The 13,489-nt window shown below is 50.3% G+C and carries 15 protein-coding genes and 1 tRNA gene; 3 read left to right on the top strand and 13 right to left on the bottom strand.

All coding sequences use genetic code 11. The features are described from left to right. Window positions 1–75: 75 nt before the first annotated feature. From R70723_RS06350 to R70723_RS06295, 12 genes are all read right to left on the bottom strand, one after another. Window positions 76–2,430 carry a virulence-associated E family protein gene (locus R70723_RS06350; RefSeq protein ID WP_039870670.1) on the bottom strand — a complete coding sequence of 785 codons (2,355 nt, stop codon included), beginning with the start codon at window positions 2,428–2,430 and terminating at the stop codon, window positions 76–78. Between the two features lie 708 nt (window positions 2,431–3,138). After that, window positions 3,139–3,897, bottom strand: coding sequence for a phosphoadenosine phosphosulfate reductase domain-containing protein (locus R70723_RS06345; protein WP_039870666.1), 759 nt, complete (start codon window positions 3,895–3,897; stop codon window positions 3,139–3,141). Window positions 3,898–3,989: 92 nt separating this feature from the next. After that, window positions 3,990–5,954, bottom strand: a complete 1,965-nt coding sequence (locus R70723_RS06340) for a DNA polymerase (RefSeq protein WP_039870664.1) — start codon at window positions 5,952–5,954, stop codon at window positions 3,990–3,992. A gap of 397 nt (window positions 5,955–6,351) precedes the next feature. Continuing rightward, the gene (locus R70723_RS06335) at window positions 6,352–6,945 is read right to left on the bottom strand and encodes a DUF2815 family protein (RefSeq protein ID WP_039870661.1); all 594 of its coding nucleotides are present in this window, start codon (window positions 6,943–6,945) and stop codon (window positions 6,352–6,354) included. A 6-nt stretch (window positions 6,946–6,951) separates the two neighbouring features. Then, a complete protein-coding gene (locus R70723_RS06330; protein WP_039870660.1) occupies window positions 6,952–8,148 on the bottom strand; it encodes a DUF2800 domain-containing protein in 1,197 nt (398 codons plus the stop codon). Next, window positions 8,145–8,531: a hypothetical protein gene (locus R70723_RS31905; RefSeq protein WP_052421195.1), complete on the bottom strand. Its 387-nt coding sequence runs from the start codon at window positions 8,529–8,531 to the stop codon at window positions 8,145–8,147. The genes R70723_RS06330 and R70723_RS31905 overlap by 4 nt, the downstream gene beginning before the upstream one ends. A 16-nt stretch (window positions 8,532–8,547) precedes the next feature. After that, on the bottom strand, window positions 8,548–9,444 hold the full coding sequence (locus R70723_RS06320) for a hypothetical protein (protein WP_039870657.1): 897 nt from the start codon (window positions 9,442–9,444) through the stop codon (window positions 8,548–8,550). A gap of 67 nt (window positions 9,445–9,511) precedes the next feature. After that, window positions 9,512–9,733 carry a hypothetical protein gene (locus R70723_RS06315; protein WP_156123788.1) on the bottom strand — a complete coding sequence of 74 codons (222 nt, stop codon included), beginning with the start codon at window positions 9,731–9,733 and terminating at the stop codon, window positions 9,512–9,514. 334 nt (window positions 9,734–10,067) lie between these two features. Then, window positions 10,068–10,262, bottom strand: a complete 195-nt coding sequence (locus tag R70723_RS06305) for a hypothetical protein (protein WP_039870649.1) — start codon at window positions 10,260–10,262, stop codon at window positions 10,068–10,070. Further along, window positions 10,259–10,420 carry a hypothetical protein gene (locus tag R70723_RS33290; protein ID WP_156123787.1) on the bottom strand — a complete coding sequence of 54 codons (162 nt, stop codon included), beginning with the start codon at window positions 10,418–10,420 and terminating at the stop codon, window positions 10,259–10,261. Before R70723_RS33290 ends, R70723_RS06305 begins: the two co-directional genes overlap by 4 nt. Further along, complete coding sequence (locus R70723_RS06300) at window positions 10,417–10,701, bottom strand: helix-turn-helix domain-containing protein (protein ID WP_039870648.1); 285 nt, start codon at window positions 10,699–10,701, stop codon at window positions 10,417–10,419. Before R70723_RS06300 ends, R70723_RS33290 begins: the two co-directional genes overlap by 4 nt. A gap of 12 nt (window positions 10,702–10,713) precedes the next feature. Continuing rightward, complete coding sequence (locus R70723_RS06295) at window positions 10,714–10,899, bottom strand: helix-turn-helix domain-containing protein (protein ID WP_039870647.1); 186 nt, start codon at window positions 10,897–10,899, stop codon at window positions 10,714–10,716. Window positions 10,900–11,124: 225 nt separating this feature from the next. Between R70723_RS06295 and R70723_RS06290 the strand changes: the two genes are divergently transcribed. The 3 genes from R70723_RS06290 to R70723_RS06280 all read left to right on the top strand — a co-directional run bounded on the left by R70723_RS06290 (window position 11,125) and on the right by R70723_RS06280 (window position 13,289). Further along, on the top strand, window positions 11,125–11,499 hold the full coding sequence (locus R70723_RS06290) for a helix-turn-helix domain-containing protein (RefSeq protein WP_039870645.1): 375 nt from the start codon (window positions 11,125–11,127) through the stop codon (window positions 11,497–11,499). A gap of 22 nt (window positions 11,500–11,521) precedes the next feature. Beyond that, complete coding sequence (locus tag R70723_RS06285; protein ID WP_039870644.1) at window positions 11,522–11,989, top strand: ImmA/IrrE family metallo-endopeptidase; 468 nt, start codon at window positions 11,522–11,524, stop codon at window positions 11,987–11,989. 73 nt (window positions 11,990–12,062) lie between these two features. Then, window positions 12,063–13,289 (top strand): tyrosine-type recombinase/integrase, encoded by a 1,227-nt coding sequence (locus tag R70723_RS06280; RefSeq protein ID WP_039870642.1) that lies wholly within the window; start codon window positions 12,063–12,065, stop codon window positions 13,287–13,289. A 96-nt stretch (window positions 13,290–13,385) separates the two neighbouring features. Here R70723_RS06280 and R70723_RS06275 read toward each other — a convergent pair. Continuing rightward, window positions 13,386–13,456 (bottom strand) — tRNA-Gly (locus R70723_RS06275). Window positions 13,457–13,489: the final 33 nt, after the last annotated feature.

Raw genomic sequence — 13,489 nt, 5'->3', positions numbered from 1 at the left:
TGGCAACGTCTTCGCAACGTCAGCAACTTTGCTCTGTTGCAGCATGTCTGTCAAGTTGCTGCGAATTTCATCTATCTACAACGGGGGGAGGCAACGCTCAAAAACCAATTGAACACCGTAACCTGGTATTCTAGCCTTACCTTTGCGCTCTTCCCAGCCAGGCATTTTACGCATGATATCCGCAATCTCTCTGGCTTCCCATGGACGGATAGACCCCGCTCTATTAAACAGGCATTCCGTCCAGATCTGAGAGGCACACACTCGCGTCCTGTAATTGGACGTAACCTGACCTAGCTCATCCTCCACTGGCTTCTCCAGCCACTCCTGAATGTTACCTGTCCGTGGGTCAACTTCAAGATGCTCCTGCTGCATGAACGCAGCGGCTGCTTTAGCCACATTATCCAAAGCTAAAATTTCCCCTTCATTATAAGCCTGTAACGCCTCTGCCCAGATCTGCCCCACCGTCCAATCCGTTAGGTGTTCCCAATGGCTAAACTTAGCCTTTACCGGAAACACTTCCACAGGCCAAAATCTCCGGTTCCCCGTGGCATCCCGCAGGAAGTCCCGTGTATTGGTCGTGCCGAAGAAGACGCACTTCCGTGGAAACTCCGATACCTGCCGATCATAGGCCACCCGATACCGGTCCTCTGTCTTACTAAGAAACGCCTTCACCTCATCGACTTCAGACTTCTTCATGGCGCTCAGCTCCCCGATCTCGAAGATCCAGCCGCTCTGAAGGTGTTCTCCCGCCTCTTTATTTTCAAATGTCCGCAGCGAATCTGAGAACCACCTCCGCCCCAGCTTCGCCAGTAGGCTGCTCTTGCCGGCCCCCTGCGGGCCCACCAGCACAAGCATTTCATCAAACTTGCAACCAGGCATATACAGACGGGCCACGGCCGCCAGCAGCGCCTTGCGCGTCACCTGCCGGATATAGTGAGTATCCTCAGCACCCAGATAATCAATAAAGACCGTATCCAAGCGCGGCACCCCATCCCAGGTCTGAGCCTCGATGTATTCCTTAATCGGATGAAACTTGTGCGCATGGGCCACCTCTGTGAAGGCATTTTGAATCATAGCCGCCCCGCGCAGCTTGTGCGCCTTGGCGAACCAATGCTGAAGGCGCTTGTCATCGGCACCCAACCACGGCTCATAGTCCGCTTGCGCGCGCTCACGGCCCCGCCACGGTAAGGGCTTACGAATGACCTCCGTGTTCCCAAACGCATCATAGCCCAGCACACCGCCCCACTCCTCGTGTGACAGCAGCAGCTCCACATTGCCCGCCGTGGCCAGCAGGTCGCCTGTCTTGCTATGCAGCTCAAGCTGCTCCTTCCAAGCATCATCCTCTGCCGTGTCTTCCTCCGGGTCATTGTCATCGTCCAGATCACCATAGGAATCTGATATCTCGGACATCCGCTCCCGCTTGACCTCCGGGAGCTGGATCGCCCACGCCTCCATTGCCGCGACACTCGGCAGCTTGGAAATATTGGTTTTCTCACTCACCCGCTCATCCAGATGGCCAAACTTATGAATGCGCACTAAGTCGAACAGGTTATAGCTGCGGCCGTCCGCCACTGGGTCGCTGTCCTGGTGAGAATACGCCAGCTCCTGGTCCGGGAAAACCTCCAGCCCATTACCAGAAGTCCCCTTGTTGTAGGTGTAGCGGTTCTCCATAGAGCCCGGGCTGTACTCCTCCTGAAGGAAGCGGTCAATGCCTTCCTCCAGCGTGAACGAACGGCAGAACAGGCCAATGGTGCCGGTCTTCTCGCGGGGGTCCTGCGGCTTCTTATTAGAAAGAATCGGATCGGCTGCGTGCGGATGCCGGGGCCACTGCATGACGTCCGTCCAGTCCTTGTAATGACCCAGGATGGCGTCAACGTCCAGCGCATCGCCCTCCAGCACCTCCAGCACCGGCTCTGCGTCCTTGGAACAGGACGGCAGATACATGAGCCGGTGGACATCAAAAGTGGTCTTGTCAAAGTAATCCATCCCGATTAGCTCCGCCAGCTTGCGGCTGACAGCGGCGTACTCATCCGGGCTCATGGCCCGGTTTGCGGGGATGATCAGCCGGTACTTGGGCCGGGCGTCCCTGTGGCTGTGCGTGGAGTAGACCACATAGGCCGTGCCGCCGATCATCAGGTCAACGGCGAGCAGGAAGTCCTCGTCCCCGCTGTCTACGTCCAGCGTGATCAGCCAGCGGCTGTCGATGTTCTCCTTCTTGCGCCGGCCGCCCCGGACAAGCCCGCCGACAAATGCCGGGCCGTCCTTTACCTTCCCCCGCCGGATGTTATCCCAGCGGTCATATTCGGCCATCGTCTCTGCCGTCCGGCGCACCTTGCGCAGCCGATCCACGAATTCATCCCATGACAAGTATTCTGTTTTCCAGTTGGTGTCGCTCCGGTTCTTGCCGAAGCTGATATCAAGCTCTTGCATGGTGCCACCTCAATTTTGTATAGATCAAATGAGAACAACAGTTCCAGATTATCAAGTTATTATTTATGTGGTAAAATTTAGTTGCTCCAAGGAATATGACGTCGCATGGCATGCCATGTGCGTCATATGGAACTTCCGCTATTTAAGCGGTATCCAGATGTGAAAGTGAGAACACATGTCTACAGACATGAATAGTACCGCTCTCACGCCTAATTGGATCCTCTCTTTGTGAGAGGGTAATCCGAATAGGATTTCTTGGAAAGGAGCGTGGAAATATGACCTTAGAGTACAAAAGCTTTAAGCTCATCATCGAAACGCGTGTCCTGGTAACGATCATCTCGATCATTGCTGCGATATACGGTCTCGATGTAACCCTTCCGTAGGATCGGACTACCCTTCCCCCGGAAGGGTTTTTCCTATTTATAAGGCTTATCTACCCAGCGCGGCCGCCATGCCTTCGCCGCAAGCTCCGCCGACTCACCTTATTGCAGTTCGATAGAGATATAACATTGTAAATAATTTATAAATGCTGTAAACTTCTAATCTAGAAGGAGTTGATGGTATGTTAATCAAAATGTTGAACATGCCCTCGTCTTGGTGGCGGCGGCCACATTAATAGTCAAGCGACCTATCTTCGGATAGAAGACGATTGTCAGCAAACCTTCTGACCGCCTACGGGCGGTTTTTTTTTATCCTTCGTAGCGCGCACTAATCAATTTTGATGCCCACATGATCTTCCAGGCTTATAGACTCTTTCCCCTTCATGAACATGGTGTGCCCTATCTTCCGCTCCAGCTCCACATATCGCCGATATAAATCTGGGTTGCAGATTGCCCCGTGCCTTAAATCGTTGATACTTCCCATTATGCAGAACACACAGCTTAGGCGCTCATTACCGTCAGCATATGCCCAAAATGGTTCTTCTCCGGCTTCCTTGATCTCCCGAAACACATCCTCAGTAGTTAAATCGAACACCGGGAGCCAGTCCCAAACATGCCGGACAACCCGCCCGTTCACACTCTCCTGGATGTTGTAGCGCAATGGTTCGCGCTTTGCCCGAGAAGCCGACTCCGCAGCTCTCAACCCCATACAATTAACTGCAATCGTAGCGCCACGGTCTTTCAAGTCATTTCGGATAAATTTGAATATCGGCCCCCGTTTCAGATCGCTTGTGCACTGTCGGAATTTTGCGCTGGGCCACATCCCCCGTGCTTCAGCCATCCCCAGGAACGTCTTGTTGGCTCTTACAATTTCCATAGGATGTATAACAAACTTCCGAATATGATCCATAACCCCCGGCCACTCAACTTCTCCTAAATTGGCGTGGACTACAACCAGTTGGTTAGCTGGAATCACTTCCCGCAGCCTGACGTACATTGCCTGTGAGTCCTTTCCACCAGAGTGAGAACAGTAGAATACTGCCCCGGACTCAATCAAACCTCTTATTTCATCAGATAAGTACATCATTCGTCTCTCCCCGGTGAACCGTATGCGTTACAGTTACAGCACCTTCGCTCCAGTCTTATACGCTGTATCTATTTTGAATTTTTCACTATGTGCTAATCTTTCATATAGAAATCACACTCAAAGCCGGCTGCCTTCAGGGGCAGCCCTGGCGCCCAATCAATTGAACGCCCCATAATCTCCGTCATCTCATCCACAGACCCAAAATCCTCCGGGCAGTCCGCCACAATCTCGTCATGCACGTGCAGCACAATGGGATACTGCGCCTCATGTAGCCGTACCAGACTTTCCGCCAGGCAGTCCCGCGCAATAGCCTGCACCAGGTTCTCTACCAGTGTCCCGCCCCAGGTGCGCTGCTGTACCCATTGGCTGCGGTCATCCAGCGCATAGAACACAAGGCCGTCCTTGTTAAACTTCGTATCCGGCTTAATCTCCGGCTGCGGGTACGCCAGGCTATGCCCGCTGGGAAGGTCAGCGAAGAGTATCCCGCCTTCATAACGGTATTGAACCCCGTGGGCCAGCTTAACCGTGGTCTTCTCCCGTACCGCCTTCATGGCAGCGTCCTCCGCCCGGTACCACAGCTTGCGGATGTTAGGGTTAGCCTCGCGCCACTGCCGGACAAGCGGGTCATACTGATCTGCTACAATCTCCTTCTTCTTATCCATCTTCTCCATGGCCGCTGCACCGCCGCCGAAGCCGCAGGCAAGCGTGGCCACTTTGCCGGAAGCCCGATATTTGTAATTCTCGTGGCCCTTGGTAATGGAATCAAAGGGAACACCGAACATGCGGGCAGCCGTGGCTTCATAGATTTTGCCGTGATCTGAGAAGACAGCCAGCACCCACAGCTCATCTGCAAGCCAGGCAATGACACGGGCCTCGATGGCGGCGAAATCGGCCACTCTGAACATATTGCCCACAGAAGGAATCAAAGCAGTACGCACAAGCTGGGAGAGTACGAACGGCGGCGCTCCGTAGATCATTTCCAGCAGGTCATAGTCCCCGCTGCGCAGCGTATCGCGGGCCAGCTCCAGGTCCTTCAGATTCTCCAGGTGGTTCTGAGGTAAGTTGTGCATCTGGACATTACGCCCAGCCCAGCGCCAGGTACGATTCGCCCCGCAAAACTGTAAAATCCCGCGCACCCGGTCATCCGCGCAAAGCGCCCGGTCCATGGCGCCATATTTAGAGTTACTGGTCTTGCCCATCTCCTGGCGCAGCTCAAGCATTCGCTTGGTCTCCTCGTTAGGGGCAGCGTCCAGTAGAATAGGCATGCACTCCTTGCCAAGGCCGTCCGGCGTCTCCAGCCCGTTCTCAGCCAGCCACGCCTTGACTTGCGCCAGGCTGTTCGGGTTATCCAGTCCTGTCAGCTCCTTGGCCTCAGCGACCAACCCGGCGGTGTACTGCTCCGCGCAGGCAATGGCGTGACCGATGAACACCGGATCAAGCCGGACACCCCGATCATTAATAATCTGATCCAAGGCCCACAGCCGCCACTCCTTTGCTGGTACGGGAAACCGCTCCAGCCTCCGCCGCACTTCCCGCTCCACCACAACGTCCTGCACGTTGTAAGCCTTGTATTGCTCCCACTTTTCGGTGTCGTGGTATGGATGGTTCCGTGTCCGCTGTCCGTTGGCCTTGGTCGGTTTGCAGGGTACACTGAAATATTTGATTAAGGCTTTACCCTTGGCATCCTTCAGGGCGTCCAGCTTCAGCACCTTGGCCGCCTTGTCCAGAGACCCAGGCAGACCAAGCGCATAGGCCCACACCATCGTACAGCGCCACTGGTAAGGGTTACACTCAATCCCGAAGTGCCGGGCGATAGCTGCCCGCTCAAATGCTGCATTGAATGCGGACTTGGTAACAAACGGGTCCAGCAGATCCTGCCTCACCCGTTCCGGCAACTCATCTAAATCGGTCAGGTCAATGATTGTCACGGGATCATCGTCATAGGCATAAGCGAAGAGTAGAATCTCAAAATCAGGAGACTCAACGTACTTATGAAGCCCGCTCTTGCTCAGATCTACGCTGCTGTAAGTCTCAACATCTATTTGTAAGATTGGCATAGGCTCTCCTTTCCATTAATTTGTTATCTGTCAAACAAACGTTCCGAATTTCTAAGTAAGGTAAATTGTGGTATATTTAATCCGCAATACACATAGCTTTACTCCTTTTCTGAATCTATAGCTTTATTGTTTTACTATGTCCAATACATAGGGGCGGGCTGAGTATTTCCGCTCATATGTGCACGGTGAAAGCCCTGCATGTACATAGAAAAGGAGCTGAGAAAATGGAACTCAAATGTCGATATTTTGAGTTAATCATCAAAGTACCCGTTCTAATTGCAATTGTTTCTCTAATTGCAGCTTACATGGGTATTGATGCCTCCCTAATTAAATAGGGAGGTTTCTCTTTTATATGGTTAAGAAAAGGGGACCCTTGCGGAATCCCCCGTTACATGGCTTAATTCAAGAAATCGTCATCATCGTCTTGACCCAGGTCTTCATCTGCAAAGGCTTCACGGGTATCCCCGCCGCCTCCGCCGAAGGACTCACCGTTCTGAGTCTTCACAACCCCGTCCAGTATGGCATTGATGCCTTTGTTCCCGGCTTCATCGAACGGCCACAAGGTAATGCGTGCTCGGCCATAGCAGCCGCTCCAGAACTCTGTGGTGTCCGTAATGTCCACCAAGATGTTCCGCCCGTCCTTGTCTTTACCGTTTGGCTTGAGCACATCCGGTGCTGATGTACTCTTCGCATTGATGTACCAATGATCTTCATGCTCTGGGTATTTCTCCAGATCCACCTCGTCACCATCCTTCAGCGGCAGGTCCAGCTTCGTAGGCACCTTGCCGTTCCACTTCTTGGTCTTGCCCAGCTCCTTAGCCACGGCCAGAGCCTGCTTATAGCGCTCAAGGAATTCGTTGTCTGATTTCGGAATGAGCAGGCGCACGGAATATTTTTCTGGTCCGCCGGCGAATGATTCCGGCTCAAATACCCGGGCGAAGGCAAAACGTACTTTATTCGTGGTCAGCTTACTGGTTTGTTCGGTTGTCATAATATATCAGTCCTCCAGATTAATGTCCGCGAAAGCATCGCGGGTATTGTTTAATACTGATCTTGGGTCACTCTCAGGAACCAGTACCGGCTTGCTTTCAGGCTTGATAATGAGGCCATCCAGTATCTTAGCCAGCTCCTTCTTGCCGATCTTCTCCAGCTCTCCAATGCCTTGCAGGTCTTGTGGCTTAAGGTATTTCGTTTCAGGCACCCCTGCGGCAGCGAGAGCTGCCATAGCCGCTGATTTATCACGGATCACACGGTCGCTGCGCCCTTCAACCAGCTTCCAGCTCGGAATCTTAGCGCCGTGCTTGGTCGCCTGTTCAAAGGCATAACTCGCCAGCTCCTTCGCCCACTTCTGCAATTCCGGCGCTACATACAGCACCGCGCTTATGTCCTCTAGGGTCATGAGTGCAGGGTCCTTGAACTCGTACTGTGTCGCCGCCATGTAGAAGTCAGTCCGGGCCTTGCAGGTAAAGCGGGCCTTACAGAAACCACTGGAGCAATGAGGACCAGGAACAAATTCACCTTCACCCGCCCACGCCCTAGCTGCTGCGGGCTTAATACTCTCGCCCCACTCCCGCAGGGCTTCCACCGTCATGACATCCTCAGAAATACTGTCCAGCCGGATCTGCACAATGGTCATGCGCACCGTCTGGATGTCGTAAAGGAAATCGTAGCCTTCAACAGCTCCCAGCGCGTAAAGCCGCATCTGGCTATTATCAATAGCCGATACAGGGACGCCCTTGCCATACTTCAGGTCAATAATCTCCAGGCAGCCGTCAGCAATGATTACAACGTCTCCTGTCCCTCGACCTTCGGGGGCATAAGCAGAGTAATCCAAACGCTCCTCTAGCAGCACAATGACATCCGTAGACTTTGCTCTGGCCGTGTTAACCCTCTCCAGGACAAGCCCAACATACTCATGCACGTAGTCCTCCATCTCACGGGAGTAGTAAGGGCCTTTTTGGGCCTCTTTCCAGCGCTCCCCGTGGTCCCAGGGCTTAAGCTGCCCCAGGTGGTACGCCAGGTGAATCTCGGAAAGCTCATGCGCTGCAGAGCCTTCATCAGAGTACACAGAACGTTTTTCGGGCAGCTTCTCCTCCAGACGGGCGCTGGGGGTACAGGTGAGCCATTTCTTGGAGCCTGACGCGGAGAGGATGGCGTGATCCCGCTCTGCGTGTGCTCCTACCTCTTTGCTCAAAGCTGTTCCAGGCGTTCCATGAAGACTGCACGGTCTGCTTCGGCTACGTCACTCAGCGCCTTGTAGCCGAACTCAGTAAGCAGGGCTTTAACCTCTTCGCGTTTCCCTGACTTGGTCACTTCCGTAGCCTTGGCTTTAAGTTCTGTAGCAGTAGGAAGATCCTCTCCCCCTGAACCCTCATCTAGCTTTGTTTGCGGTTTCGTTTCGGCTTGGGTCTTCTCTGGCTCTTCCTGCTTTGTCTCAGCGGGTTTCGTTGCCGCCTGAGCCTTGGCCTTCTGCTTATCCGTTACAGGCGCAGCGCCAACCAGAGCGGCAGCCAGTCCTCCAATCTCCTGCAATGCTTCCTTTGCGTTCTCACCGGTAATTGTAATTTGAACGGGCATGTATGAGACCTCCTAATTAGTTAGAATAATTGCGTTCAATCGTTGGCCAATCTCGAGCCACGGCTTTTAAAGTGTCCTTGGCCGTCTCTTCACGGTCCCGGGCCTCTTGCAGCAGTTCCAAGTCACACAAGTCTGTCACAGCGTCACGGATCAGCCCGTCGATTACATCAGGACGCAGCGCATCCAGCTCCCAGCATTCATGTCCAAACTCTGAAATATACCCAGAAGCTCGGCTATCGGTCAGCTTTGTGGGGTTAGGCGGCGGGCCGTATTCCTCAATCTGATCATAGTTTAAAGCGATACGCTGGAACTCTACAGACACCCCGAACAGTTCCAGTCGGTCCACGATATCGCGGCTCATGTCTTTCCCGCTCGGGTCGTGGTCTCCTAAATGAATAATGTGAATAGATTTTTGAGCAGAGAACTGTTCCAGACGTTGAGCCGCTGCCCACATTTCAGATTGGGAGACATAGCCTCTACACGAGAAATATGGGATGTCCAGCTCTTCACAGACCTGTCCTACGATTCCGACCAAGGCATCTTTTTCCACCCACACCTCCACATAACTGTCCTGGTCCTCCCATTTGTCGTATGCAAAGGAGTAAGCCGCAGAGTGAATAATGGAGCCTGGTGAAGTCCAATGACTGTTTTTGCGAAGGTTCCGGGTGCGGTTTTCAATGGCATTCCAATCAATGAGCCCGGACATGCGGCCATCCGAGATGAGATTCCCTAAGTTTTTATAACTGCGTTCATTGTTGGGAATGACATCCCGTGAAACGAGCTGGTAATATACCTGCCGCAGTGTCAGAGAGTAGCCCATATCCTGATATTCATGAATAATAGCGTTAACCTGTTCAATCAAACGCAGGCTTTCCGAACGGAAGTTAATTTCCCGATAGCAGATTTTTGACATTGCTTCTCCCTTCAGTCAGTGATAAACTGACCTCATAATGTGATGTATTGCAATGACCTGACGGCTCCTACCCCGTTGGGTCATTTTCATGTTCTGTTGCATCACCCCCTCTAAGGTTGTCATCTGCCTTGATCACCACAGCGCCGATACCCTCACATAAGCAGTTATTGCCGCAGTAGAGATCCTTGCCGTACTTTACAGCGCGCTGACCGAAATAGATTTCATCTTGGCACACTGGATTTGCACAGAAATCAATGACCTCAAGTGGTCCGGTTACTTTGCTCATCATTCTCACCACCTTTCAAATAGTGCTGATCTGTACCACGACACTTTATTGCACAAACTAAATGCTGCAATCTCCAACCACCTTTATGCCTTTCGAAATGACCCTTGCCTGCTTCTACCAGCCTCCCGCATCGGTAACAGGTGCCAGAATATTTATTTCTCATGGGTAAGCTCTACAATTTTCAGCCATTGCTGGAATAATGTCCGCCGCGAAAGCCTGTAATAGCCCGCCTGGCTTGTGCATGCCTCAATAAACTGTAAGAACGTAACGCCGAACCGCTTGTGATACTCACCTTTTATAAATAGGTCTCCCAGGTAATCAAGCAGTTCGTCCGGCATCATCCAGCCCTCAGCCGTTTGAGCGGCTTATCCCACTCAGCTGTCAGCAGCTCCCGACAAGCATTATGCTGCCGGCGGCAGTAAGCGGCCACTTGCATATGACCGGAGGCAGTTGCGCTGCGCTCCAGGCGCTTGTAGAGCAGAATGCGGGCTTTCAGTTCATTGTCACTTATTTTCCTTGTTACGCGAATCATTCAGGCTCAACCTCCCATAATTCAATGACGAGCTTACCCGGCTCTTGCCATGATTCATTGACGCTGGCACCATTCTGGATGGAGGACAGGACCTCTTGCATCTGCATCAGCAAATTAGTTGGGCGGTCACTCTCTGTCAAAATCCATGTTTTTCTCATGATTTAGCCCCTTTCTGTTCCCTTTTAGCGACCCAACCCTCCAATGAAACTTGCCTGAAGAACAATTGCTTGCGCTGCCGGAAATAGGGAAGATCGTTGTCTGCAATCATGCGTTGAATGGTCCGTGGAGACACTTTCAAGTAGGCAGCAGCCTCTTCAAGATCGAAAATGTTTGAGCGTAGCTGTCGCTGTATCTCTGGTTGCAACTCGGCCAGAATCTCTTCTCGAAGTCCCTGTTTAATTTCTATCCGCATCGCTTCAAGAAAATCAGATGTTGTCATGGAGCACCTCCCTTAAGCCAAAAAGTAATCAACAGTTACGCCGAAATAATCAGCTAAAATTTTAAGTTTTTGGGTTTTTGGCTGATAGTTCCCTTGTTTCCAATTCGTCAGCGTTGCCGTAGAAATACCCGTGTCTTTAGCAACCTGATATGAAGTTTTCCCAGACTGCTCTAATAAGCAAAGGAATTTCTCGTACACACAAAACATCCTCCTTTACAAAAAATGTATTGACGAATAGCTAAGAAAACTTATATAATCGAGGTGTCGCCTAAGTTAAATAAGTTTTCTAAGCCCTTTTCGTTTTAATAGCATAGTTTTCTAAGCTATGTCTGTATATTAGCATAGCTTACTAAGTGCGTCAACGTAATTCGGCTTAGTTTTCTAACTTATTTTTTTCTAAAAGAAAATTGTGGAGGAAAACTAATGTACGAGATATTCGAAAAATTACTACAGAAGCATGGTGTGACTGCATATCGTGTTGCTAAAGATACCGGATTAACTACAGCTACGATTACAAGTTGGAAACAAGGCAAGTACACACCTAAGAGAGAAAAATTGCAAAAGATTGCAGATTATTTCGATGTGCCCCTTGAGTATCTAATGGGTGAAGAAAGCAAAGGACAAGCTGTTACTTCTAAAGAAACGTATCCAGATGTCCAGACAGAGGAGAAGTTAACAGAGGAAGAGATTTTAACTATGGCTGCCCACCAGGTAGGGTACGAAGGAGATTTAACCGAAGAGGATTTGATAAGAATTAAGCTTGCTATGAAAATAGCTTTAAATAAGAATATCAACTAGAATCTCGGCAGGAGGGTTGCCAGTGAACACTTACGACAAACTCACCCGCGAGGTTCCCATTCCATTCAACGACATGGCTGATCTCCCGGAACGGATTAAAGGCTTGTATATAGAAACAAGAAGTTCCAGTATCATTCTGCTCAATAAGAACCTTGACAGTCCTCTTGAGAGGATTTGCGTCCTCGCTGAAGAGTTGGGACATCATTATACTTCAGCGGGGCATATTATTGACCAAACCGATGTTAAGAACCGGAAACAGGAAAAGAAAGCCCGCAACTGGGGATATGAGAAGCTCGTCCCCTTGTCCAGTTTTGTACAGGCCTTCGAGGCAAATGTAAGAAACCGGCACGAGTTTGCCGATCTAATAGGTGTGACAGAAGATTTCTTAGATTATTCAATCAGTCATTATTTAGAAGTATATGGTCTCTACGTTAGATATGAAAACTACGCTATCCGGCTTGATCCGCTTGGGGTAACCAAAATCCTATAAGCCTTCTAATTCCAGCTGAAAGGCTGTTTATATATGCCTCAAAATAGAACATACGTTTGGAGTGATGCAAAATATGGCTTGGAGCGAACATCTTGGAGGCCATAAGTACAAGCTTGTTGAACGAGATCCGGCGAAAGCCTCTCGCCCAAAACGATCTATGGTTGTTGAAATGCCGTACGAAATCGCAAATGCAAAATCAGAGAAAAAGAAAGAAAGCTGGTTGGCTGTTCAGGAGGATAAGTGGAGTCAACTTGTCACGTCAGGTAAGTATGAGGATAAGGGGAAAAACCGAAGCCGCGCAAAGAAAAAAACCTTTGCCGAATTTGTACCGACCTGGAGAAAAGTTTATGCCTCTGAAAACCTGAGTGGCGGAACGATATTCTTTACTGAGAGCATTGTGAATAATCGGATTCTCCCTGAGTTCGGAGATTATTGGATTGATGAAATAACCACGCTCCAATTGGTTGAGTGGTTCTCAGATTTAAGAAATCTGAAAAACGGAAGTCCTCTTGCTACGAACTCAAAGCTGAATATCTACAAAGCGTTAAAGTCGATTTTTGACCGAGCCTATGATTGGGGAGTTATCAAGAAAAATCCTATGACTGGCTTTGAACGCCCATCTGCGAATAAAAAGGAGAAAAAACGGCTAAAGGACGTTAAGCAAAATTATCTTAAAACTGAGGTGGCCGAGCTCTTACTCGCGCTGTATAACCTCCCCACCAGATGGCGGTTATACTTTACGGGAGTAATCCTTGGGGGGTACCGACGAGGAGAGTATCTTGCTGTTGAATGGTCCGACCTAGATTTCGAAAATTCTAGAATCTACATTTCTAAGCAAATTACAATTGATGAAAATGGCCAAAAGATTGAGAGCGAAGTTAAAACGGTAGAATCAGAAGATTGGGTGCCTATGCCCAAGTGGTATATGGATGAGCTAAAACATTTTGAGAGGCAGTGGAAAAAGGAGAAGCTGCAGTGTCGCAAATGGCTTGGAGAAGACAAGCAGTATATTTTTCACGGTGGTAAAGGTGTTATGTATTTTCCCAGTACCGCAACAAATACATGGGCTAAGTTTTTAAAGAAATACAAATTCCCACACGTGAAGCTTCATGGACTTCGTCATACAGCAGCAACATTACTGCGAGAGCACGGAGCTGATCAGCGGAGCATTCAGAAGTTCTTGCGGCATTCAAAGCTCGAAACGACAAATCGATATACTCATGAGGTTGTCTCAGTCGATCGGACTTTAATTAACCATCTTGAAGGTATGAATCCAAAAGTCCGGACAATTGCCCCATGAATTGCCCCATGACTCTATTGTCACCTGTCGTATATCGAAAAGCGCGCATAGAAAAAACCCTTGTGGCGCAAGGGTTTCAGAGCTAAATCTTGTATAAGCGGGTGATGGGAATCGAACCCACGCTATTAGCTTGGAAGGCTAAAGTTCTACCATTGAACTACACCCGCGAGATAATACGGTGAAGACAAAGAATATTGTAC

The sequence above is a fragment of the Paenibacillus sp. FSL R7-0273 genome (genome assembly GCF_000758625.1).
Lineage (GTDB): Bacteria > Bacillota > Bacilli > Paenibacillales > Paenibacillaceae > Paenibacillus_AQ.
Note: the sequence above shows the minus strand (reverse complement) of the source record. Positions and strands in the feature narration are given on the sequence as shown.